Raw genomic sequence first — 23433 nt, 5'->3', positions numbered from 1 at the left:
TCAGCTTCTGCCGGCTGCGGCACCCAGACCAGACGCCAAGGAGTGAAAGACGGCCGCTGTAGCATGCAGCGCATGGCCCCCTTGCCCCTGATCGTGAGCGCCGGCGAAGCCCTGACCGACCTTGTGACCGCTGGTGACAACCGCTGGACCGCCCACCCTGGCGGCGCGGGCTGGAACGTGGCGCGGGCCTGCGCGGCCCTGGGGGTGCCCAGCGCCTTTGCGGGCGCCGTGGGGCAGGACAATTTTGGGGAGGATCTGGCCCGCGCGTCGCTAGAAGCGGGGCTGGACCTGCGGTTCTTGCAGCGCGTGCCGGCCCCCACGCTGATGGCCGTGGTCTACCGCACCCACCCGCCCGCCTACCGCTTTCTGGGCGAAAACAGCGCCGACCTGCATTTTGACCCCACCGGCCTGCCCGGCGGCTGGCTGCGCGAAGCCCGCTGGCTGCATGTGGGCGGCATCAGCCTCAGCCGCTGGCCCCTGGCCGATACCCTGCTGGGGCTGGTGGAAACCGCGCGGGCCGCGGGCGTCAAAATCAGCTTTGACCCCAATGCCCGCATCACCCACCGGCATCCCAACTACCCGGCTGTGTTCGAGGCCGTGGCCCGCCGCGCCGACCTGCTGAAATTCAGCGACGAGGATCTGGCCTTTTTCTTCCCGGGCCAGGGTGAGGCCGATGCGCTGCGTCATCTGCGCGGCCTGAATGCCAAAGCCCCCATCGTGGTCACGCGCGGCGCAGCGGGCGCCACCCTGTACCACGCCGCCGGGCAGGCCAGCCTGAGTGCGCTGCGCGTGCCCGTGGCCGACACGGTGGGCGCGGGCGACGCCCTGTGCGCGGGCCTGCTGGTGAGCGCCACCGAACACCCGGACGCCCTGTGGACCGAGCACCTGCGCCTGGGCCTGCAGGCCGCCGCCGCCGCCTGTACCCACCCCGGCGCCTACGCCCCCACCCGGCAGGACCTCGCCGCCCTGCCCCCGGCGTAACGCGGTGGTGGTCGGGGAGGAGTGAAGACCTCCTCTCACGCCGCTGTTTGACCTTCGCAAAGCAGAAGTCAGAGCGCCTCCCAGGCTCACCTACAAATCGTTCCGGCCAAAGAGCCGTGACGCTCAGCAGTGGTGACCCCACCAGGGTGGAGTGCCGTGGTTGCAAAGACGGGGTTCGCTCTTGAGCCTCTCCCCTCTCGCTACTTGTAAGGCAGCGACCCACAAACCCCCGCGCCGCGACGGGGGCTGCTCGCAAAGTCGTGCCACAGACGGAGCCACTCTCTGGCCCCTCCCCCAAGCCCTACATCACCAGATGGGCGTCGTCGTGTTCGGCCATCATGCGCAGGAAGGCGTCCACATACTGCGGGTCAAACTGGCGCCCGGCCTGGGCACGAATCTCGTTCAGGGCGCGCTCGCGGGTCCAGGCGGGTTTGTAGGGGCGGGCATTGGTCAGGGCGTCGAACACGTCAATCAGGGTGAACAGGCGCGCGGTGTCGGGAATGTTCTGGCCGCGCAGGCCGCTGGGGTAGCCGGTGCCGTCCCAGCGTTCGTGGTGGTAGCGCACCAGATCCAGCGTCTCGGCGGGCAGAAAGTGCAGGTCCTGCAGCATGTCGTAGCCGATCACGGTATGGGTCTGGATCACGCGGCGCTCGTCGGGGCTCAGGGGGCCGCGTTTGTGCAGCACGCCGTCGGGGATCGCCAGCTTGCCCAGGTCGTGCAGGTACGCGCCCCAGCGCAGGGCCTTGACCTGATCCTCGTCCCAGCCCAGGCGCCGGGCCAGCCGCACGCTCATGCTGACCACGCGCATGGTGTGGCCGCCGGTGTCGTCGTCGCGCCGTTCCAGGGCCGCGCCCAGCGAGCGCAGGGTCAGGTCGTTGGCGTCGCGCAGGTCGCGGATGGCCTGCCACTGGCCCAGCTGCGCGCCCAGCAGCCGCGAGAACGCGCCCACCACGCCCTTTTCATCTTCATCAAAGAGCACCGGCATCGGCCGGGCCAGAATCACCACGCCCAGGTGGTTCGAGGCCCGACCATACACCGGGGCCACATGAAAGACGCGCCGCTGGGTCTTGTCCAGCAGCGCGAGCACCTCTTCGGCCACCCAGTGATCGGCCTGCACGCTGCGGCTGTCGTTGTCGCTGGGGTGAATGGGGCGCTCCAGAAAGGCTTCAAAGGCCCCGGTGGCCGCCAGGATGTGCGGCGTGCCCTTGCGGTAGGCCACGAACGCCAGGTTGGGTGCCACCTGCAGCTTGTCCAGAATGCCGATCCCCGCACGAATAATGGCGTCGGCGTCGCGGGCGTCGGCCAGACGCTCGCTGCCAGCGCGCAGGGCGGCCACCGTGTTGCGCTGCCACGTCAGCTCGCGCGCGTTGGCCTGCTCGCGCATCGTCAGCAGGCCCAGGCTCAGGAGGGCCAGCAGCGCGGCGCCCAGGTCCGGCAGGCCCGCCGTGGGGCCCGGCAGCAGCAGCGACGTCACAAAGGCCAGCGCGTAGGCGCCCAGCGGCACCCAGCGCGCCCCGCCCCGGCGTCCGGCAGCCAGCACCGCCATCAGGAGGGCGGCGGCAATCATCAGGCCGTGGAGGTCCCGAACCGTGGCATACCCCAGCAGGGCGGCTGCGCCGATCAGCAGCAGGTTCGTCCACAGGCTTGGCGGGAACACGCTGCGCAGTGTATCACCCGCCCCCGACCGTCTATTCGAAATTTAACGCCTGGGGGGCGACTTGCCCCCAGCTTCCAGAAAAGCAGGCTCTTCGGGCGCCGTGTCCCCGGCGGCGTACTTGTCCTGCAGGTACGTGGCCTGGGCCTGGGCGGCGCGGGCCTGGGCGGCGCGCCCGCGTTCAGCAATGGCGGTCATGCGCGTTTCGATCAGCTGCAGCTGTGGCTGCACGGCGCCCCGCCCCCGGCGCGCGGCGGCCAGCAGTTCAGGCAGGTCCTCGCGGGCGGCCTGCCGGGCGTCAAAGGCGTCACGCGTCAGGGTGCCCTCGCCGCCCGTGGCCTGCAGGGCCTGCGCGGTGGCCTGCAGCGCCCCCAGCACCGCCGCGCGGTCCGAGCGCGGCAGGGCACGCGCCTGGGCGTGCAGGGCCCGCAACTGCCCCAACTCGTCTGAGGCAGGCAGCGGGTGGGCCTGGGCCTGCCACTGGCGCGCCCGGCCCCGCGCCCAGCCCAGCAGCACGGCCGCCAGCAGCAGGGTCAGGCCCAGCAGCCAGCCGGCCAGATCGCTGCCCGAAGCCACGCCGATCCCCAGCAGCACCGTCAGGGTGCCCAGAAACGACAGCCCCACCAGGGTCAACAGGGCCAGGGCCCCCAGTCCCGCCACCCGGCGCAGACCAGTGCCCCGCCCGGTCTGGGGGACCAGGGCCCAGGGATCGCCAGAAGAGGCCGGCCAGGGCTGCGCCGCGCGCCACAGCGCCCGGGTCAGCCGCAGCGGGGCCCGGAGCAGCCGCCGGGCCGCACCAGACCGGAGGGGTCGCGGAGTGTGCAAAGCCATACCCCGGTTACGGGCCAGCGGGCGCAGAGGTTCCCGCCCCGCAGCGCAGCGCCTGCACCCGCGCGGCAAGGTCCTGCCAGGGGGCCAGCTGAAAGTAGGTCTGCCCCAGCGGGCTGGTGCTGGGCAGCACCCACAGTTCTGCGCCTTCCAGCGTGGTCTCCTGGGGCCCATACGGCAGGCGACCGGTCTTGACCCCCAGCGTTTCCGAGGCGCCCCGCTTGCTGGTAAAGGCCACCACCTGCGGGCGGTACTGGCGCACCTTGGCCCGCAGTTCCTCGGGGGCCCAGGCGTCTGTCGGCAGGGCGGCGTCCACGCCCGAGTGCCGCTTGGCCACGTCGGTCAGGCCAATACCGTACTCAGGGAGCAGGGGGTATTCGTGGGGAGAGAGCTGCCGGGGGGTCAGGCCCACCTCGTGCAGCGTGCGCCAGAAGCGGTTTTCAGGGTTGGCGTAGTAGGCCCGCGCCCGCGCGCTGATGCGGCTGGGCGCCGTGCCCACCAGCACCAGGGTCAGCCCGGGGCGCAGCACATCCGGCACGAGGTACTCGCCGCCACTGGTCAGGTCGGGTCCGGGGGCGCCTTCTGCTGCCGGCCCAGTTGTCGGCTCAGTCGTCGTCATAGCGCTCTTCCTTGAAGGGGTCGCCGCGCATGTGGTAGCCGTTGCGCTCCCAGAAGCCGGGCCGGTCGGCGTCCATGAACTCCAGCCCGCTCAGCCACTTGGCGCTTTTCCAGAAGTACAGGTGCGGCACCACCAGCCGCAGCGGCCCGCCATGTTCGGCGTCCAGCGGCTGACCATCGAAGGTATGGGCCAGCAGATTATCGGGGCGCAAAAAGTCGTCCAGGCTGAGGTTCGTGGTGTACCCGCCCACCGAATGCTGCATCACGTGGGTGGCGCCGGGCTTCAGGCGCACGTGCGCCATCAGGTCGGTGACGCGCACGCCGGTCCAGGTGGTGTCCAGCTTGCTCCAATGCGTGACGCAGTGAATGTCGTAGGTCAGGGTGGTCTGGGGCAGGGCCAGCAGATCAGCCCAGGTCAGCGTGTGTTCCTCGGCCAGCCCGAAGATCCGCACGGCCACGTCCTGCGGGGCGTAGTGCTGGGTGGGCCCGTAGGTCAGCACCGGGAAGCGGGTGGTCAGGCTCTGGCCCGGGGGCACCCGGCCGCCTAGGTCGTCGGCGGGCTTTTTGAAGAACTTGCCAAGCATGGCCGCATTCAACCCCCGCCCCGCCCGCGCTGCCCAGGGTCCAGCCTACGATGTGTGGGCTGCCTTAAGGCTTGTCTTATGCGCCGCTGCCCCGCCCCCGGGGCTTTCATCACACGCCCCTGACGCCCCTTGGTGTACCCTGAACACCAGCGACCGGGGCTCTTTCTTTCCCCCGGCAACGAAGGCGACCCGGCCGACTTGCGTCCCTGACCGCAGGGCACCCCAAGGAGCCGAGATTCCATGTCCGCATTCGATCAGGCCCGGCACGAGGTAGAACGCGCGCGCTTTCTCAGTGACGTGCGCGACCTGCTGTCCATTCTGCGCCGGCAGCCCAACGAGCTGCTGCCCTTTGACTGGGTGCGCCATCTGGCCCCCGAAGGCGAGTATGCGCGCGGCCTGCAAACCATCGAGGTGGACCACATCATCGGGTCGGTGGACCGCTACCGCGAGTTTGACCGCCATTACCTGCCCAAGGAGCGCCACCTGGACGAACGCTGGATCGGCGTGCGCAGCGCGCAGCTGCAGGGCAAGGAACTGCCGCCCATCCAGGTGTACCAGGTGGGCGAGCTGTATTTCGTCAAGGACGGCAACCACCGCGTTTCCGTCGCCCGGCGCCAGGGTCAGAAATACATCGACGCCGACGTGATCGAACTGCAGGTCACCGTCCCCCCCGAGGAAGGCGACACCCTCAAGGACCTGATCATCAAGGGCGAGTACGCGCAGTTTCTCAAGGCCACCAACCTCGACCGGGTGGTGCCGGGCCACCATGAAATCCTGTTCACCACGCCGGGGCGCTACGAAAAGCTGCTGGAGCACATCCGCACGCGGCAGTATTTTCTGGACCGCAAGCCTGAACGCGCGGGCCTGCCGCCCGTCACCTGGGAAGAGGCCGTGGACAGCTGGTACCGCCGCCTGTACTGCCGCATTGTGGAGAACATCGGCAAGCACGACGTCATGGCGCACTTCCCCGGCCGCACCGAGGCGGACCTGTACCTGTGGATCATGGACCACCGCTATTTCCTGACCCAGCACGGCGGCCACGACGTGGGCAGCGAGGAAGCCACGGTGCAGTTCCGCACCCAGTACGCCCCGCCTATCTACAAACGCCTGCGCCAGCGCGTGCAGCTGCTGCTGCGGGGGAAGCTGGGGCCAGCGGTGTAAGGGATGTGGGGTGTAGGACGTAGGTTGTAGGAAAGGAGGTGGACTTTTCCTACAGCATACAACCCACGACCTACAGCCTCCCCAACACGTATTCCACCAGCGTCCCCACCCCCCAGCCCGTCGCCACTTCCTCACGGGTGGCGTTGCCGGCGATGTCCAGGTGGGCCCAGGGGCGGGTGACGAACTGCTGGAGGAACAGGGCGGCCTTGATGCTGGCGCCCGCCGGGTTCATGTCGCTGTTTTTCAGGTCGGCCACGGTGTTTTTCTGGTAGCCCTTCAGGTAGGGCTGGTGCAGGGGCAGTTCCCACACGTGCTCGCCGGCGGCCTCAGCGGCGCTTTTCAGGCGGGCGGTCAGGGCGGGGTCGCTGCTGAACAGGGCCGCAATGTCGTTGCCCAGGGCGCTCACCTTCACGCCGGTCAGGGTGGCGAGGTCCACCAGTTCGGTGGCGCCTTCCTCGCAGGCCACGGTCAGGGCGTCGGCCAGCACCAGGCGGCCCTCGGCGTCGGTGTTCGTGACTTCTACATGCAGGCCGTTGGCCGCGCGGTAAATATCGCCGGGGCGCATGGCGTTCGGGCCCACCATGTTCTCGGCGGCGGCCACGTAGGCGCGCACCTCCACGCCTTCCGGCACCTGCGCCTTCAGTTCCCCCAGGGCGCGCATGGCCCCCAGCACCGCCGCCGCGCCGCCCATGTCGTTCTTCATGCCGTTCATCCCCGCCGCCGGCTTGATGGAATAGCCGCCCGTGTCGAAGGTGATGCCCTTGCCCACCAGCGCCAGCACAGCTGTTTTTTCGCCGCGGGCGGGTAAGGTCACGCGGATCAGGCGCGGGCCAGTCGCGTTCCCGGCCGCGACGGCGGCCAGCAGCCCCATGCCGCGCGCCTGAATGTCGTCGCCGTCCCACACGTCCACATCCAGGCCCAGGGCCTCCAGGGTCCGGGCCTCGCGGGCCAGGGTGACGGGGTTCAGCACGTTGGCGGGCGCGCTGGTGAGTTCACGGGCAAAGGTCAGGCCCGCGTTCAGGGCGCTGAGGCGCGCGTGGGCTTCGTCGCTCAGGCCCTCCACCAGCAGAGAGGGGGTGGTGCCCGGTGTCTGTCGGTAGCGCCGTTCGCGCCAGCCTTCGGCCAGGGCCGCCTGAGCCAGCGCCGCGCCGTGCGGGGTGGCCGGCACCTTCACCGAGGCCGCCTTCAGCTCACGCGCCAGTCCGGCCAGCGCCGCGCCCAGGTCACGGGCCTCCCGGGCGCTTGCGGGGGCCAGGGCCACCGCCTCGTCCCCATCTTCGGTCCGGGCCAGCAGCCGCACCTCACCCGCCTTCAGGCCCTGGGTCAGCCGCTCCGTCTGTTCGGGGCCCGCCCACACCAACGCAAGGTCTGCACGCTCCAGCGTCTTCACAAGTGACATGCGCGGAGTAAACCACGCCCGCCCCCGCCCTGTTCACCCACGCCAGACACCCCGGCCCTCCCGCTTCCCGCACCCCGCGCCCCGCTCCCTTTTCTACCGCCCCTTATACTGCCCTTTACTGTGAACGGCTCCATTCAAATCACCGAGGCGGCGCTGGCCTCCCTGATCGGCCTCACCGCCCATGAGATTCCGGGCGTGGTGGGCATGGCCCCCGCCAACCTCAAAGAAGGCCTCAGCCGCGTGCTGGGGCGCGCGCAGGTCAGTGACGGCGTGGTGATCACCAAGGACGGCGCGCGCTATGCGGCCGACCTGTACGTGGTCATGGCCTACGGCGTCAGCATTCCCACCGTGGCGCGCAACATTGCCGAGCGCGTGGAACACACCGTGAAAACCCAGGCGGGCCTGGAGCTGGCCGCCACCCGCGTGCATGCCGTGGGGGTGCAGCGTGTCTGAAGTGACCCCCCACACCCACCTGCAGCCTGCCGATCTGGCCCGCATGCTGCGCTACGCCACCGACTGGCTGGGCGTGTACCGCGAGCAGGTCAACGCCCTGAACGTGTACCCGGTCCCTGACGGCGACACCGGCACCAACATGCACCTGACGATGCAGTCGGTGCGCCGCGAACTGGACACCTGCGACGAGAGCAGCATGGCCCAGGTGGCCCGCGCCATCAGCTACGGGGCGCTGCTGGGCGCGCGCGGCAACAGCGGCGTGATTCTCTCACAGCTGCTCAAGGGCTTTGCGGAGGTCATCAAGGACCAGAAGACCGTGGATGCCGCTGGCCTGAGCCGCGCCTTCCAGGCGGCCCAGCGCGTGGGGTATGGCGCCGTGATGAAGCCGGTGGAAGGCACCATCCTGACCGTGGCGCGCGGTGTGGCCGAGGGCGCGCAGGGCGAGGACATTGAAACCGTGCTGGAACAGGCCCTGTTCCGGGGCCAGGAACTGCTGGACCAGACCCCCGAGATGCTGCCCGCGCTCAAGCAGGCGGGCGTGATTGACAGCGGCGGCCAGGGCTACCTGTACATCGTGCAGGGGATGCTGGCGCAGCTGCGCGGCGAGGCGCTGCCCCCGGCCCCCGAGATCACCTCGTATGCCCAGGAGCAGTTCGAGAACGAGGAATTCGGCTTCTGCACCGAGTTCCTGATGAGCGAGGCCACCAAGCCCATCGAGGAAATCCGCGAGCTGGTCAGCCCTTACGGTGACAGCCTGCTGGTGGTGGGCGCCGAGGGCTACGTGAAGGGCCACATCCACACCAACGAGCCCGATCAGCTGCTGGCCACCGTGGCCCGCTACGGCAAGATGCTGAAAACCAAGGTCGAGGACATGAGCGAGCAGCACACCGAGATCCTGGGCATGGCGGGCTCGGCGGCGCGCGCTGAAGAAGAAATTGCCCCCAGCGGCCTGGTGGCGGTGGCCAGTGGCTACGGGCTGGTCAAGCTGTTCCGCTCACTGGGCGCGCGCATCGTGTCGGGTGGGCAGACCGCCAACCCCAGCGTGCAGGACATTGTGGACGCGGTGCGCTCGGTCAGCGCCGAGAAAGTCATCATCCTGCCCAACAACAAGAATGTGCTGATGGCCGCCGAAAAGGCGATGGAGCTAATGGACGGCCGCGCCGTAGTCATCCCGACCCGCACCCTGGGCCAGGGGATGGGCGCCGCGCTGAACTTCAGCCCCGACACCCCCGCCGAGGAGTTGAAGGACGCCATGACCGAGGCCGCCCAGGCGGTTACCACCCTGGAGGTCACGCGCGCCAGCCGCACCACCAGCATCACCGTGCAGGACGGACGCACCCTGGAGATTGCCGAGGGCGACGTGATTGGCCTGAAGGACGACGAACTGGTGCAAAGTGGCGGCAGTCCCGAAGACAGCGTGCTGGAGATGCTGGGGCGCCACCACGAAGGCCAGGAGATCATCACGGTGTTCGGTGGCCCGCAAAAAACCCAGGAGGACCTGGACGCCCTGGCCGCGCGCATCTCGGAAGCGTATGGCGACGCCGAGGTCGAAACCCACATGGGTGGCCCGGACCTGTACGACTATCTGGTGACGCTGGAATAGGGGAAGTGGTGAGTGGTCAGTGGTGAGTAGAACCACCCCCCACATGAGGGGGCCAGCGGCACACACCGCTGGCCCCCTCTCTTTTCCCACAACCTCCGACCAACCACCCACCGCCCTACCGGCAATCGCCCGCGGGTACCGTCACCGTCTGCACCCCGCCAAAGCGGTTATTCGCCGTGCTGGCTTCCGGAAAGTAGGCGCCGAAATTCACGCGGGCGGCGTAGGTGTGGGCGCCGGGGGCGTCGGCGGGCTGGGTGGAAGGGAAGTACACCGGGATGGTCACGGTGGCACTCTGGCCCGGGGCCAGGGCGCCCAGGCCTACCCCATTGCCCCGGTAGCCGCTGGGCTGGCCCTCGTCGCGGGTGTCCACCACCTGCACCACGCCCACGTCGGGCCGCGCGGGGCTGGGGGCGCCGCCCACGTTGCGCACCGTGACCTGGGCGGTCACCAGGGCCTGGCCGGCGCGGCAGACCCCGCTGTAGACGGCACTAAAGGCGGTCACCGTCAGGTCAGGCAGGGCCAGGCGCACCTGGTCGCGCGGGGGCTGGGTCTCGGCGCTGCTGGCGGCAAAGCGGGGATTGCCGGTCAGGGCCACATCGGTCACGCAGCGGTCCAGCAAGAGGGGGTCGGTCACGCCCGCCGCGCGGCAGGTGGCCTCGGCGCTGGCGGCGGCCCCGGCAGGCACGGCGGGCGCCGCCGCCGGGAAGGTGGGATCGTCAAAGCCGCCAAAGCGTTCGCCGTCGTCGTACACGAACAGCGACTCGGTGGCCGACGGCACCCGCCAGCTGTTGCCAAACGTGCCGTACAGCTCGCCCAGACCTGTTGGGCCGGGCAGGGTCACCCCGCCGCGCGTGGTGAGTTCGTTGGTCAGGTTGCCGTCGAAGTTGCCCCACAGCCCGCGCACGCGGCCCCGGCGGCTGTCGGGCAGGGTCAGGCGGGCGTCCAGGTACGCGCCGTTGTTGGTGATCGCCAGGCGCTCGCCGCCCGGGAAGGCCAGGGTGTAGAGGTTGCCGCTCTGCGTGATCCGGAAACCGCCGCCCAGGTCCAGCCCCCCCACGGGCACCTCAGTGCGCACGCCCGCATCCCCCAGGCGCAGGGCCGGAATCTGCCCGGCGTAGACACCCACCTTCTGGCCGTTCATGCGGGTGGCAATGGCGGTGTTCACACTGACCACGCGGCTGCCGCCCCAGGGCCGCTGCCGGGCCTGCACGCGAAAGTCATCGGTGCTGGCCTGGGTCAGGTCGAATTCGCCCACGGCCTGGAATTCCAGCGCCACCTGATCCAGCGAGATGAGGTGCGGGTCGCCCCAGCTGACCGCCGGCGGGTTGGGCGCGGCGGCCTGCACCGTCACGTCCCGCCCGGCCTCGTCGCCGTTGCGAATGGCCATGCGCGAGTCTGGGGTGAAACTGCCCACAAAGGCCCCCGCCCCGTCGTTGTAGGCGTAGACCCGCACCTTCACCGTCTGCCCCGCCGGCAGCGTCCCCGCTGGCAGGCTGAAGCTGCGCGCGCTGCCCGGCAGGTCGCCCGAGCGCCAGCCGTGCCCCACGCCGTCCGCCACCCAGGTCGCCGCCACCACAAAGCGTGCCGGATTACTGGCCGAGGTCCAGGCCACTGGCAGGGCCGCGCCCGGGGCCACGCTGGTCCCCGCCGCCGGGGCATTCAGGATGGGGCGTTCCGGCACGCGGTCGGTGGCGAACACCAGGCACTCGCCCACCCGGGTCAGCAGGGCCAGGGGACTGCCCGCCGCCACGGGGGCCGGCAGGGTGCCCTGGTACAGGCCGCCGCCACTGGCGCCCAGCGTCAGGCCGTTCACAGTCACGGTGGCCGCGCCGCTGCCCACCTGCACGTTCTGGGCCTGCACGCCCATATCGGTGCCCTGCACGGGGTAGCGCGCGCACACCAGCGGCCCGCCCGAAACCGGCGCCGGGGACGCCGAGGCCGCCACCTTCGCGTCCCCCAGCGCCACCACCCGGAAGTCGTAGCGCACACCATTTTTCAGGTTCGGCACGCGGTACCGCAGCGCGGCGGCCTCCTGGCTGCTGGACACGGGCCGGGCATTCAACTTCTGGCCCCCCTGGTATACGTCGTACCCGGAGACGCGCGGGTCGGCAGTCCAGACCAGGGTGACGGCCCCGTCCTCCGGCACCACCACCAGCGCCGGGCCAGCCAGCACCCGCACCAGATTGGGATTGACCACCGGTTGCAGGGGTTGCAGCGCGCTGCCCGGCGCCGTGAGGCCCTGGGCGCTGGCGGCCCCCAGCAGTGTCAGCGGGACCAGGCCACAGAGTCTCAGGAACCGCCCTTTTTGCGTTGTGTTCGTCATGGTCCTTCCTCCTGCCTGGCGCCCGGCCAGGGTGCGCCCAGGGTAGACAGGTCCCCATGAACGCCCCGTGATCGGTCCGGCAGGCGACCATGACCGCGCCGCCAGGCCCCGCTGAATGGCGTACACGCCTCTTACGCCACCCAGCGAATGTGGCGCGCCCGCCGGCCCCCTACACTTCCCCCGTGCCCGCTGACTGGGCCGAAGACCCAGGGTTATCCTTCCCACGATCCCTCTGTCGCCCCTTTGCCCGGTCAACCTCACTCACCCCTCGTCCAGAGGTCAAGGCGCCTGATGTTCGCTCAGGAAACATGCCCCTCAAGTCCGATTGGGTGTCCCACTCCTCCGGGTGGGCCGAAGGCCATGAGTTCTCCCTTTCCAGGACATCCGCTCATGGCTCTGCCTTGTCCACCCCACCTTCACGCAGGTTTCTTCTAGTCAGCAAGATGCCGGGCAACCGTCCGGTGACGGCGGTGCAATTCCGACCAACCTGCTCCACGGGACTATGTGTCCCTTTTGCACACCCTTGCCCAACCTGTGGGCCGAAGCACAAGGGTTATCTTCCCGGCTGCTCTGGCCCCCACGAGGTCTCCTATGCTCCGGTATCCCAACTTGGTAGAGGAACACGGCTCAGAACCGTGTCAGTGCTGGTTCGAGTCCAGCCCGGAGCACCAGGCCCGATCCGGGCCCATCCCGGTGGCTGTCCGGTCCCCCAGACAGATGTTGCCCTGCGTGGGCCACGGCCCAAACGCAGCAGGCCTTCTTGATCCCCCTCCAGACAAGCGCGCCACCCGCTGCGGAAGACAACCTGACCGGTTTCCCGGGAGAGGCAACGCAGCTTGCGCGCGCTGCAGGCCTGTGGGTCTTCGGCCTTCGCTCAGTCAGTCTGGCGCTCCAACTTTAACTATGCAGCGGGTAGCTCAGCTGGTAGAGCAATTGGCTACCTGAAAGGGCAGTTTCCTTCCACAGCCACTTGCCCGCTTCTGGGCCGACAATGCAAGGTTACCTTTTCATCAATGGGTCGCGGGTTCGAATCCCGCCCCGCTGCATTACCTCTTCAAACATCACCGTGGGGACGGTGGTGGAACTGGTCAACACGAATGTGGCTTCTTCCAAGAAGCTCTGCCTTTGCGTTCCCTTGCCTGTCAAAGCGGGCCGAGAGTGAAGGCTGATCTGGAACATTGGTCGCAAGACCTGCGGGTTCAAGTCCCGCCCGTCCCCCACCCTTTTTCTGGAACGGTAGCTCAGCGGTTAGAGCACTTTGCCAGCGCCGCACCTTGCCCGATTGGGCCGAAGGCACTGGCTTATCGACTACGGATCGAGAGGTCGTGGGTTCGACTCCCACCCGTTCCCCCGTGAACTGGTAGCTCAGATGGCAGAGCGGCTGGCTGAAGCCCAGCAGATGCAGGTTCGATTCCTGCCCTGTTCATACGGATTCCGTCTGTTCCGTTGCCAAACCGGAACATCACCGGTTTGCCAACTCCACGCCCGGAACCCTTTTCTCTTCTTCTCGCATCCGCTCGGATTGAATCACTTCGTAGCGATGCAATCGAAGCCCGCATCACCACCCAGGCGCGTGGCGCCGGGTCGCTGCTGGCGCAGGTCCAGCATCCATCTCCCCCGCCCCCACAGAGGAGGGCCGATGTCCATGAAGAACCTACTGAACGCGATCACCCCCGCCCGCACCCCGCAGACCGAAGGACTGGACCCCCGGCAGATCAAAAACAACGCCGGCGGCTATGTCTACGGCCTGTCGGACGAGGCCCGGCTGACGCGCTTTCTGATTCTGGGCACGGACGGCGGCACGTTTTACGCGGGCGAGCGGGCGCACACCACGCAGGCCACCGAGTTTGTAAAGACCTTTGTGCAGGTGGACGCCGCCGCAGCCCTGCGCATTACGCTGGACGTGGTGCGCGCCGCCCGCGCCCCCAAGCCGGACCCCGCGCTGCTGGTGCTGGCGCTGATCGCCAAAACTGCCCTGAACGCCGCCGACCGCCAGGCCGCCTGGGCGGCGCTCCCCGAGGTGGCGCGCACCGGCACCATGCTGCTGCACTTCCTGGCGTTTGCCGACGCTCTGGGGGGCTGGGGCCGCCTGACCCGCCGGGGTGTGGCGAACGTGTACGAAACCGCCGATGTGGGCCGGCTGGCCCTGTGGGCGGTGAAGTACAAGAGCCGCGACGGCTGGAGCCAGCGCGACGCCCTGCGCAAGAGCCACCCCAAAGTGGCCGACCCCGAGCGCAACGCCGTGCTCAAGTTCATGGCGAACGGCGTGCTCCCGGCCCTGGGGGCAGAGGTCAGCGCCCCGGCCCTGCGCGTGATTGAAGGGCACCTGCTGGCCACCAGCGCGGGCACCGACCGGGACGCCGCCACCCTGATGCGCGGCTATGGCCTGCCCATTGAGGCGGTGCCCACCCACCTGCGCGGCGCCGAGGTCTACCGCGCGGCTATGCAGACCAACGGCCTGACCTGGCTGCTGCGCAACCTGGGGAACCTGGGCCGCGTGGGCGTGCTGACCGCGAACGACCCGGCCACGGTGCAGGCCGTCACGGGCCGCCTGACGGACCCCGGCGCCCTGAAGCGCGGGCGCATTCATCCGCTGGATGTGCTGAAGGCCCGGCTGGTGTATGCCCAGGGCCGGGGCGTGAAGGGCAAGAGCGAGTGGCTGCCCGTTCCCCAGGTGATTGACGCGCTGGAAGACGCCTTTCACCTGGCCTTCGGGAACGTGCGGGCGGCGGGTACCCGGCACCTGCTGGCCCTGGATGTCTCGGGCTCCATGACCTGCGGGCAGGTGGGCGGGGTGCCCGGCCTGAGCCCCAACATGGCCGCCGCCGCCATGAGCCTCGTGGCGCTGCGCACCGAAGCCAGCGCGCTGACCATGGGCTTTGCCGCTCAGTTCCGGGCCCTGAACATCACGGCGCGCGACACGCTGGAAGCGGCCATGCGCAAGGCCCAGAGCGCCAGCTTTGGCGCCACCGACTGCGCGCAGCCCATGCTGTGGGCCGCCGCACAGGGGCTGGAGGTGGACACCTTTGTGGTCTACACCGACAACGAAACCTGGGCCGGCCAGGTGCACCCTGCGGTGGCCCTGGACCGCTACCGCCAGAAAATGGGCATTGACGCCCGCCTGATCGTGGTGGGCCTCACCGCCACCGGGTTCACGATTGCCGACCCCAACCGCACCGACATGCTGGACGTGGTGGGCTTCGACACGGCGGCGCCTGGGGTGATGGCGGACTTCGCCCGGGGGGTCCTGTAGGGGCCAACAGCGGCTGGCTTATGGCAGATGGCCAGGACCAAAAGGCAGATGGCAGAGGCTCCCACGAGCCCTCTGCCATCTGCGTTGTGCCATTTGCCCTTTAGGGCAGAACGACGATGCGGCCCTTGACCGTGTTCGTCAGCTGAGGCCCCTTGGCCTTCAGGTAGTTGCTGAGCACGTCGGTGTCGGCCAGACCCGGCAGCTGCACCACGTTGGTGGCGCTCTTGAACGCCAGGAAGTTGTCGCCGCCGCCCGCCAGGAAGTTGTTCGTGGCAATGCGGTAGGTGGCGGTGGGGCTGATCGGGGTGCCGTTCAGGGTGATATCGGCAATGTTGATCTTGCTGCCCGCCGGGGCGCTCTGGCTGTACTTGTAGCTGAAGCCCTCAGACACCTGCAGCAGCTTGACCGAGGTGGCGTTGGCGCCCGAGAACTGCTGCTCCAGCAGGTCGTCGATCTGCTGACCCGTCAGGCTCAGGATGGTGGTGGTGTTGCCAAAGGGGTTCACGGCGAACACGTCTCCGAAGTTCACGGCGTTGTTCGGCTTGATCTGGGTGCTGTCGGGCAGGTCGGCGCGAATGCCGCCAGGGTTCATAATCCCGATCTGCACGCTGGCGTCGTTGGCCTTGCCGGCGGCCAGCAGCGCGTCGGCGATCACGTCGCCCAGCGCGCTTTCGATGGTGCGGTCCTGCACGCCAGCGGCGTTGTACCCGCGCTTGATCTGGGGCGAGCCCAGGCGCGCGATTTCCACGCTGCTGATGGCGGCCACCTTGCTCCTGGCGGTGGTAACCAGCTGGGTCATGCCGAAGTCCAGCTGACCGGCCTTGGCGCGGGCGTCGTAGTCCACCACGAGGTTGGCGGCCTTCACAGTCATGACCTTGTGGTTGGCCTTGTCGACCGTCAGGTCCAGGCGCTGCAGCAGGTGACCGTACTGCTCGCCCTGAATCACGATGCGGTCCTGGCCGGCGGGATCAGGCACGAGGCAGTTGTAACCCTTGTGGCTGTGGCCGCTGATGATCGCGCTGACCGAGGGGTCCACCTGGGTCGCAATCTTGTAGATCGCGCTGTCGGTCTTGAGGGTCTTGCAGCCCACGGTGGCGTAGTTGTCGGTGCTGCCTGCGGCCAGTTCGCCGCCCTCGTGGATCAGCATGATGATCGCGTCGGGGTTCTGGGCCTTGATTTCCGGCAGCACCTTGTTCACGGCGGCGGCCGGGTCGCTGAAGGCGAGGTCCTTGATGCCTTCGGGCGAGACAATGCCCGGGGTCTCAGTGGTCACGGCCCCCACAAAGGCGATCTTGGCGCCGCCCACCTGCTCAATCACGTAGGACTTGAAGGGGCTGCCCGTCTTGCCGGACGCCGCGTTGTAGGCCACGTTGGCGGCGATCCACTGGAAGTTGGCGCCTTTGTAGTTGGGGTCAAACTTACAGGCCTTGGCCGTGTCGTTGCTGGCACAGCCGCCGTTTTGCATGCGCAGCAGTTCGGCAAGGCCCTGGTCAAACTCGTGGTTGCCCAGCGCGCTGACCCGCATGCCCAGGCCGTTCAGGGCGTAGACAGCGGGTTCGTCACGCAGCAGACCCGAGGTGATGGGGCTGGCGCCGATCAGGTCGCCCCCACCCACGAAGATGGTGTTGGGGTTGGCCTTGCGGGCGTCGTTCAGCTCGGCGGCGATGGCTTCCACGCCCCCGGCCTTGATGTCGGCCGTGGCGCCCACCGGGCGGAATCCACTGGGTTCCAGGTTGCCGTGGAAGTCGTTCAGGCCCAGCACTGTCACGTTGACAGGATCAGCGGGCAGCACCGTGTTGGGGGGCGTACAGGCGCTCAGGCCCAGGGCTACAGTCAGCAGCAGCAGGGGGGTTTTGTTCATATGACCCCGGTATTCTACTCATCCCTTCTCATGGCTATGTGAGCTTGTTGGCACTCGCGCGGCTCCACCTACCGGGGGGGCTGGGTCTGGTAGCCTCGCGCCATGCTCGACCCGCGTGCCGTGCCGTTTGACGCCGCCCTGCACCCCGACGCCCGCCCGGCGCTGCGCCTGACCTGGGATTCGCGCGAAGCCGGGCCAGACACCGCGTTCGTGGCCCTGCCCGGCGAGCGCATGCACGGCAACGCCTTTGTGGACGCCGCCCTGGCCGCCGGGGCCCCCTTTGTGCTGACCGATCTGGCGGTGCCCCGGGCCCTGCGGGTGCCCGACGCCAGAACGGCTCTGTTCGCCTGGGCCCGCGCTGAACGCACCCACGCGCCCCTGGTGGTGGGGATCACCGGCAGCGCGGGCAAGACCACCGCCAAAAGTTACGCCGCCGCCGCGCTGGGCGCCCTGTCCATGCCGGTGTACAACACCATGCCCGCCATTGCCTGCTTCCTGATCGAGCGGGGCCGCGCCGGGCAGCCCCTGGTGGTCGAAATGGGCATTGACCGCCCCGGTGAGATGGCCGAACTGGTGGACCTGGTGCGGCCCGATGTGGGCGTGGTCACCTCTATTGGCCCGGCGCATCTGGAGCAGCTGGGCAGCATTGAGAACATCGCCCGGGAAAAGGGCGGCATTCTGCAGGGCGCGCGCGGCCTGGTGGGGGCCCAGGCGGCGGCCTATTACCCCGGCGCAGACAGCTACGGTTTTGGCCCCGTGACCTTTGCGGGTGAGGGCCTGCGGGTCACGCCCGAGGGCGCGCGCTTCGCCTTTGCCGGGGTGCCGGTGTTTCTGCCCTACGCCGCGCAGGTGCAGGCGGAAGCGGCGGTGCTGGGCCTGGTGCTGGCGCGCGAGGCCGGGGTGGCCCTCCCCGACGCCGCGGCGCGCCTGCGCGGCGTTCAGGTGCCGGGCGGGCGCTACACGGTTCACCCAGGGTCCATTACCGTCATTGACGACGCCTACAACGCCTCCCCCGTGGCGGTGCGCGCGGCCCTGGACGCCCTTCAGGCCCTACCGGGGCGCAGGATCAGCGTGCTGGGCCGCATGCTAGAACTGGGCCCCACCGAGCGCGCCCTGCACGCCGAGGTGGGCGCCTACGCCCGGCAGCGCGCCGACGTGACCTACGGCGTGGGGGCCTTCGCCGCCGAACTGGGCGACCGCGCCTTCGCCACCGTGCCCGAACTGACCGCCGCCCTGCTGGCCGACCTGCGCCCCGGCGACGTGGTGCTGGTCAAGGCCAGCCGCGGCATCTCGTGGACCCCGGACCGCCGGGCGCAGGAGGGCGTGGGCCTGGACACCGTGGTGCAGGCCCTGTTAAAGGCCCGCGAGCAGGTTTCGGCCTCCGGACCCGCAGCCGCCGATCTGTAAGGCGCGGCGTCCACAGCCCGGCGGGTGGGGCCACGCCGGGACCAGTGGCGTGGCGGACTGGAAGGGCGCTGGTCTGAATCCATACTTCGGGCGATGCGGGCCGTCCGCCGAGAGAGGCCCACCAAACCACGCGGCTTTGATCCCTCTTGCCTCCCGGACAACGCGCAGAGCGGCGCAGCAGCAAGGGGCGTGCCCAGACGCTCGGCCGACGCTGCTTCCATGGCCTGATCGCCCCGCCCGGACAAAACCCCTGCTCTTGCAGCGCCCCTCTTTAGACCGGGGCCAGTCGACAGTCTCTCTTCGCCTTCTGCGCGGCGTGCCACAGTCCTGCGGCCGTTCTGGCCTTGAGCGGCCACCGACAAGGAAGCAACAGGGTCCAGTGCCCAATACCAGGGCCTCAAGGTGGCCCAAAGACATACACCTGCTGGCCTTTGAGCGGCACAGGCAACGTGTCAGGGTCACACAAGCTTTATGGTCCCACCGGCCTTCATGCCCCTCAGTCCTGGGCGGCCCACAATGCGGCCATGCGCTTCTTGCTGCCCCTGGCCCTGCTGCTGACGGCGTGCGTGCCCACCCTGTCGTCAGCCCCGACGACCTGGCCCTTCCGGGCTGCGTTCAGTGACCTGGGGGTGGCCTGGGTCAGTGGGGGCCGGGCCTGTGTGGCGCGGGCGCCCTCATTTGAGCGCAGCTGTCCAGCGCTGCCAGGAGCCGTGGACGTCGCCTGGGCCCAGGGCGATGCCTGGGCGGCCGTGCCGGAACGGGGGCTGGCCGTGACCCTGGACCGCGCGCCGCGCACCGTGAACGTGGGCCGCGTGGTGGCCCTGAGTGCCAGCCGCGCCTACCGCGAGGACGGCAGCGCGGTGGACTATGACGGCCGCGCCGCGCCCGGGGTACGCGGCGCGCCCCAGGCGGCCCTCACCAGCCTTCAGGGCGAAGACTTCGTGCTGCTGGGCGGGCAGGTGGTGCGGGTCCCGGGGGCCGCCACCGGCCAGGGGCCCGCCAGCTATCTGGCCCTCGGCCCAGGTGGCGTTACCGGGACCGCGCAGCCGCAGGTGCAGACCCCGGGCGGCACCTACCGCCTGACCGGGCAGGCCCTGGTGCGCCTGGACGCAGCCGGGCAGGTGCGGGCCCAGGTGCCCCACGGTGCGGGCCGCATCGGCACCGTGGGCGCCCTGGTGGTCACGGTCAGCCCGGATGGTCAGTTGCGTCTGTTTGACGCCAGCCTGCAACCCTGGCCCGCGCCCCGCTGAAAGGGCAATGAAGGGCGGCCTCAGAGTGCGCCCAGGGGTCACCCGAACAGGCCAGCTCCAGATGCTGCCCGAAGTCTCATTTTGCCGATCTGAGCGGCAATATTCGATTTTGTACAGATGTAAGTGTTCGGTAAGCGGAATGATGGTCATATGGCCCAAGCCCATGACCCTCACGCCGTTTTCCTGTCGCCGTGCCCGCATGCTCCTCCAGCCCCCTTCCCCGAGTCAGATGAGGGAATGCTAAAATCAGCGTGATCCTGGAGGGAGAATGTCGAGTTTCCTGAACCGCTTATTGAATCCACGGCCAAACGCGCTGGGAGTCGAGATCGGCACCAGTGCCATCAAGGTTGTGGCCCTGCGTCCCGGCTCTCCGCCTTCCCTCCAGCACGCCATCATGGTGCCGACCCCCATTGGCAGCATGCGCGACGGGCTGGTGGTTGAACCCCAGGCGGTGGCCACCGAGCTGAAGAACCTGCTGGCCGAGCACCGCATCACCACCCGGCACGCGGTGACGGCCGTGCCCAACCAGGCCGCCGTGACCCGCAACATCATGGTGCCCAAGATGGAGCGCAAGGACCTGCAGGAAGCCATCAAGTGGGAAGCCGAGCGCTACATTCCCTACCCCATTGATGACGTGAGCCTGGACTTTGACCTGCTGGACGATCCTGCCAACGTCCCCGACGACGGCCAGATGGAGGTCGTGATTGCTGCCGCCCCCACCGAGGCCGTGGCCCGGCAGGTGGAGGTGCTGCGCCTGGCCGGCCTGGAACCCACCGTGGTGGACCTCAAGAGCTTTGCCTCGCTGCGCGCGCTGCGCGGCAACCTGCTGGGCGAGCACCTCACCAAGAGCACCCTGACCGGCAGCAACTACACCGAAGCCGGCGAGGTGGCGCTGGTGATGGAAATTGGCGCGAGCAGCTCGGTCATCAACCTTGTGCGCGGCGACCGCGTGCTGATGGCCCGCAACATCAACGTCTCGGCCGACGACTTCACGATGGCGCTGCAGAAGGCCTTTGATCTGGACTTCTCGGCGGCTGAAGACGTGAAACTGGGCTACGCCACCGCCACCACCCCCACCGAGGACGAGGAAGACCTGCTGAACTTCGATATGGCCCGCGAGCAATACTCCCCGGCGCGCGTGTTCGAGGTGATTCGCCCCGTGCTGGGCGACCTGATTACCGAGATTCGCCGCAGCCTGGAGTTCTACCGCGTGCAAAGCGGCGACGTGGTGATTGACCGGACCTTCCTGGCCGGCGGCGGCGCCAAACTGCGCGGGCTGGCCGCCGCCATTAGCGACGCGCTGGGCTTCCGCGTAGAGGTCGCCAGCCCCTGGCTGACGGTGCAGACCGATCAGGCCAATGTGGACACCGGCTACCTGCAGGCCAACGCGCCGGAATTCACGGTGCCGCTGGGCCTGGCACTGCGGGGGGTGGGCAGCCGTGGTTGAAATCAACCTGCTGCCCCAGCAGTACCGCAAGCAGGCCGAGCCCAACGCCTGGATTCCCGCAGCCATCGGGGTGGCGGCCATCACGGGTCTGGCGCTGCTGGCCGGCGAAATTGCCACCGGAACCCGGGCCGGCGAACTGCGCAAGCAGCTGGACGCCCTGAACGGTGACGCCACGGCGCTGGCCCCGGCCAATGCCGAATTCGTGCGGCTGACCCAGCAGAAAACGCAGCTGGAACAGGTGACCAATGTGTCGCAGCAGTTGCGTTCCAGCAAAACCTACTGGACCAATGATCTGGCTGCCTTTACGGCGCAGCTGCCCCAGGGCAGCGGGGTTGCCCTGCAGAGCATGAGCATCAAGGCCCTGGATGCCAGCGCGCTCAGCACCCTGCAGCAGACCGGAATTTACACCGGCAAGAATGTCACCCGCGAAATTGACTTGACCGGCAACGCCAGCAGCCAGCAGGCCGTGGTCAATTTCCTGCGCACCTTTGAAAACAGTCCCAACTTCGGGGTGAATTTCCGCAATCTGCAAAGTGATGCCAGCACGGGGCGGTACACCTTCAGCGCCTCGGTAGGCATCGTGCAGGCCAGCGCCCCTGCACCAGCAGACACTCCCGCCACGCCCGGGGCGACCCCTGCTGCGCCCAGCGCCCCTGCAGGTACCACGGGAGGAAACGGCAGTGTCAATTAAACTTGCCCCGCGCAACGTCTTTCTGCTGGTGCTGGCCGTCTGCCTGATCGTGGGCGCGCTGTGGTACACCATGCGCTTTCAGGCCCGCCAGGCAGAAATCAGCGCGCTGCAGAGCGATCTAGACAGCGTCAATGCCCGCGTGCTGACCCTGCGTGCCAACGCCGCGCGCCTGCCGGCCCTGCGCGAAGAGGTCGCCACCCTGTCGCGCGAGCGACAGGTCTTTCTGGCCGCACTCCCCCAGACCGCCAATTACAACGCGGTGCTGGACGAGGTGCGCCTGAACGCCAGTGCCGCCGGCGCCACCCTGAGTGGTTTTACCGTGCAGACAGGCAACACCACCAACCTGCCCGCTGGTGTGCGGCCCCTGAGCCTGAACCTGAACGTGAGTGGCCGCTTTGCGCAGCTGTTCCAGCTTCTGCGCTCGCTGGAGACCATGAACCGTTTTTCCACTGTGACGGCCGTGAACCTGCAACTGCCTGCCGCCACCAGCCTGGACCCTCGCCTGGAAAGCACCATGGGCCTGACCGTGTACACCTTTGATCCCGCCCAGGCAGCGGCCACCCCCGGCACCGCCGAGGCCCCGAATGCGGCGCCCGCCGCGCCCAGTGCGCCGGCAGGAGGTACCCAGTGACGCGCGCGCCCGTCAAACTCTCCCGCGAGATGAAGGTGCTGCTGGGCCTGCTGCTGCTCGTGGCGGCCATCAGCCTCTGGTACTTTCTGACCAGCCAGCGGGCCGGGCAGGACGACCTGACCGCCACCCAGCCGCCCGTGAGCACCGACCCGAACGGCAGCACGGTCCCCGTGACCCCTGACCCAGCGGGTGGAACCACCCCCAACACCGTGCAGCCGGACGGTCAGGTGGATGTCGAAGTGATTCCGCCGTTCCCCACGGATGACGCGGCGCAGACCCCTGACGCGGCGGCTGGCGGCGACGTGCCGCCCACCCCCGGCGGCATTAACCCCAACACCGCGCTGGCCTCTGTGCCGGGCACCAACCCCTTCCGGCCTCTGGCTGTGAATGCCACCAACACCAATGGAGCGGGCTCGAGCGCGGCCCCGTCCCCCACGCCGGTGGCGGTGGCGCCTACACCCATCCCCAGCGGCAGTGGCAGCAGCAGTGGCGGCGTCACCCCCGTCACTTCGACCGGCGGGGCCCTGGGCCTCAGCCCCGTGGCGGGCAGCGCGGGCGACAGCAGCGGCAGCAGCAGCGGCCCCATCCCGGTGCCCCAGATTCCCGGCGCCAACGGCGAATCCAGCGTGGGCGGCACGCCCGTGGTTGTGACCCCCCTGCCCACGGTGGACGGCCCTGTGGTGGTGGGCGGCCAGGGCAGCAACGCGAACGGCGCGGGTCCGGCCAGCGGCAGCACGGCCGGAGGCAACACCAGCAGCAACAGTGGCAATGGTTCTGGCACCGGCGCGCCTCCCACCCCCCGGCCCCCCGCGCCCCCTGTGGCTGGCGTGAGTGTTCCCAACGTGACCCGCTTGCCAAGTGGCGCCGCCGGCAGCAGCACCCTGGGTGCGGGCACGGCGGGCACGGGAACCCCGGGAACTGGCGGCGCAGGCACGCTGCCTGGCGCTTCAGGCACAGGTGTGGCGGGCACGCCAGCCACCGCCACCCCCACGCCCAGCACCCCGCAGGTCATCACGGACCTGAGTGCTCCGCCCACGGCGGGTACCACCCCGGCGGCCAGCACCAATGCCCTGGACAGCTTCGTGCAGACGCAGGAACTGGCTTTCAATGCCGTGGTCCTGGGGCCCGTCAACACCGCCATCTTCCGCAGCAAGGACGGCTTTGTCGTGGTTTCGGTGGGGCAGACGCTGCCCGATACGCAGGTGACGGTCAAGGAAGTCACCGCCACCAGCGCGACCCTCAGCCTGGGCAACAACACGACCACACTCGAACTGGAAAAAAGGTGAGCC

Annotated in this window: 18 protein-coding genes and 5 tRNA genes; 16 read left to right on the top strand and 7 right to left on the bottom strand. The window is 68.9% G+C overall.

Features of this window, described 5'->3' with window-relative positions; genetic code table 11:
- Positions 1-72 precede the first annotated feature (72 nt).
- A complete protein-coding gene (locus tag K7W41_RS05675; protein WP_224605569.1) occupies positions 73-981 on the top strand; it encodes a carbohydrate kinase family protein in 909 nt (302 codons plus the stop codon).
- Positions 982-1282: 301 nt separating this feature from the next.
- Here the strand turns inward: K7W41_RS05675 and K7W41_RS05670 are convergent, their stop codons facing one another.
- Genes K7W41_RS05670 through K7W41_RS05655 form a run of 4 tightly spaced genes read right to left on the bottom strand, consistent with a single transcriptional unit; the run spans position 1283 to position 4665 of the window.
- Positions 1283-2638 (bottom strand): HD-GYP domain-containing protein, encoded by a 1356-nt coding sequence (locus tag K7W41_RS05670; protein ID WP_318010896.1) that lies wholly within the window; start codon positions 2636-2638, stop codon positions 1283-1285.
- Positions 2639-2680: 42 nt separating this feature from the next.
- Positions 2681-3460: a hypothetical protein gene (locus K7W41_RS05665; RefSeq protein ID WP_224605568.1), complete on the bottom strand. Its 780-nt coding sequence runs from the start codon at positions 3458-3460 to the stop codon at positions 2681-2683.
- A 13-nt stretch (positions 3461-3473) separates the two neighbouring features.
- Positions 3474-4082, bottom strand: coding sequence for a mismatch-specific DNA-glycosylase (locus K7W41_RS05660; protein WP_224605567.1), 609 nt, complete (start codon positions 4080-4082; stop codon positions 3474-3476).
- A complete protein-coding gene (locus tag K7W41_RS05655) occupies positions 4069-4665 on the bottom strand; it encodes a sulfite oxidase-like oxidoreductase (protein WP_224605566.1) in 597 nt (198 codons plus the stop codon). Before K7W41_RS05655 ends, K7W41_RS05660 begins: the two co-directional genes overlap by 14 nt.
- A 240-nt stretch (positions 4666-4905) precedes the next feature.
- On the opposite strand from K7W41_RS05655, the gene K7W41_RS05650 reads away from it, so the two are divergent.
- A complete protein-coding gene (locus K7W41_RS05650) occupies positions 4906-5826 on the top strand; it encodes a DUF4032 domain-containing protein (RefSeq protein WP_224605565.1) in 921 nt (306 codons plus the stop codon).
- Positions 5827-5896: 70 nt separating this feature from the next.
- On the opposite strand, the gene K7W41_RS05645 is transcribed toward K7W41_RS05650, so the two are convergent.
- On the bottom strand, positions 5897-7225 hold the full coding sequence (locus K7W41_RS05645; RefSeq protein ID WP_224605564.1) for a M17 family metallopeptidase: 1329 nt from the start codon (positions 7223-7225) through the stop codon (positions 5897-5899).
- Positions 7226-7345: 120 nt separating this feature from the next.
- Here K7W41_RS05645 and K7W41_RS05640 point away from each other — a divergent pair, with 120 nt between their 5' ends.
- Together K7W41_RS05640 and K7W41_RS05635 are read left to right on the top strand one after the other, a co-directional pair.
- Positions 7346-7678 (top strand): Asp23/Gls24 family envelope stress response protein, encoded by a 333-nt coding sequence (locus K7W41_RS05640; RefSeq protein WP_224605563.1) that lies wholly within the window; start codon positions 7346-7348, stop codon positions 7676-7678.
- A gap of 43 nt (positions 7679-7721) precedes the next feature.
- Positions 7722-9281, top strand: coding sequence for a DAK2 domain-containing protein (locus K7W41_RS05635; RefSeq protein WP_224606190.1), 1560 nt, complete (start codon positions 7722-7724; stop codon positions 9279-9281).
- A gap of 115 nt (positions 9282-9396) precedes the next feature.
- Here K7W41_RS05635 and K7W41_RS23465 read toward each other — a convergent pair whose 3' ends face one another.
- The gene (locus K7W41_RS23465) at positions 9397-11604 is read right to left on the bottom strand and encodes a VWD domain-containing protein (RefSeq protein ID WP_263489560.1); all 2208 of its coding nucleotides are present in this window, start codon (positions 11602-11604) and stop codon (positions 9397-9399) included.
- A 593-nt stretch (positions 11605-12197) separates the two neighbouring features.
- Between K7W41_RS23465 and K7W41_RS05620 the strand changes: the two genes are divergently transcribed.
- From K7W41_RS05620 to rsr, 6 genes are all read left to right on the top strand, one after another.
- A tRNA-Leu gene (locus K7W41_RS05620) sits at positions 12198-12275 on the top strand.
- Positions 12276-12509: 234 nt separating this feature from the next.
- Positions 12510-12650, top strand: a tRNA-OTHER gene (locus K7W41_RS05615).
- Positions 12651-12673: 23 nt separating this feature from the next.
- Positions 12674-12822 (top strand) — tRNA-OTHER (locus tag K7W41_RS05610).
- A 12-nt stretch (positions 12823-12834) separates the two neighbouring features.
- Positions 12835-12954, top strand: a tRNA-Arg gene (locus tag K7W41_RS05605).
- Positions 12955-12958: 4 nt separating this feature from the next.
- Positions 12959-13030: transfer RNA gene (locus K7W41_RS05600), tRNA-Phe, on the top strand.
- 219 nt (positions 13031-13249) lie between these two features.
- A complete protein-coding gene (rsr, locus tag K7W41_RS05595; protein ID WP_224605560.1) occupies positions 13250-14857 on the top strand; it encodes an RNA-binding protein Rsr in 1608 nt (535 codons plus the stop codon).
- Positions 14858-14957: 100 nt separating this feature from the next.
- On the opposite strand, the gene K7W41_RS05590 is transcribed toward rsr, so the two are convergent.
- Entirely contained in the window at positions 14958-16718 is a 1761-nt protein-coding gene (locus K7W41_RS05590) for a bifunctional metallophosphatase/5'-nucleotidase (protein ID WP_224605557.1), read from the bottom strand.
- Positions 16719-16820: 102 nt separating this feature from the next.
- Between K7W41_RS05590 and murF the strand changes: the two genes are divergently transcribed.
- The 6 genes from murF (at position 16821) to K7W41_RS05560 (ending at position 23430) form a co-directional block, all read left to right on the top strand.
- Positions 16821-18125 (top strand): UDP-N-acetylmuramoyl-tripeptide--D-alanyl-D-alanine ligase, encoded by a 1305-nt coding sequence (gene murF, locus K7W41_RS05585; protein WP_224605555.1) that lies wholly within the window; start codon positions 16821-16823, stop codon positions 18123-18125.
- A 524-nt stretch (positions 18126-18649) separates the two neighbouring features.
- Complete coding sequence (locus K7W41_RS05580) at positions 18650-19375, top strand: hypothetical protein (RefSeq protein WP_224605552.1); 726 nt, start codon at positions 18650-18652, stop codon at positions 19373-19375.
- Positions 19376-19643: 268 nt separating this feature from the next.
- Positions 19644-20822, top strand: coding sequence for a type IV pilus assembly protein PilM (gene pilM, locus K7W41_RS05575; protein ID WP_221088930.1), 1179 nt, complete (start codon positions 19644-19646; stop codon positions 20820-20822).
- The gene (locus tag K7W41_RS05570) at positions 20815-21513 is read left to right on the top strand and encodes a PilN domain-containing protein (protein ID WP_224605549.1); all 699 of its coding nucleotides are present in this window, start codon (positions 20815-20817) and stop codon (positions 21511-21513) included. Before pilM ends, K7W41_RS05570 begins: the two co-directional genes overlap by 8 nt.
- Positions 21503-22144, top strand: coding sequence for a type IV pilus inner membrane component PilO (gene pilO, locus K7W41_RS05565; RefSeq protein ID WP_224605547.1), 642 nt, complete (start codon positions 21503-21505; stop codon positions 22142-22144). The genes K7W41_RS05570 and pilO overlap by 11 nt, the downstream gene beginning before the upstream one ends.
- Entirely contained in the window at positions 22141-23430 is a 1290-nt protein-coding gene (locus tag K7W41_RS05560; RefSeq protein ID WP_224605544.1) for a hypothetical protein, read from the top strand. The genes pilO and K7W41_RS05560 overlap by 4 nt, the downstream gene beginning before the upstream one ends.
- Positions 23431-23433 lie beyond the last annotated feature (3 nt).

It is taken from the genome of Deinococcus multiflagellatus, assembly GCF_020166415.1.
GTDB lineage: Bacteria > Deinococcota > Deinococci > Deinococcales > Deinococcaceae > Deinococcus > Deinococcus multiflagellatus.
Note: the sequence above shows the minus strand (reverse complement) of the source record. Positions and strands in the feature narration are given on the sequence as shown.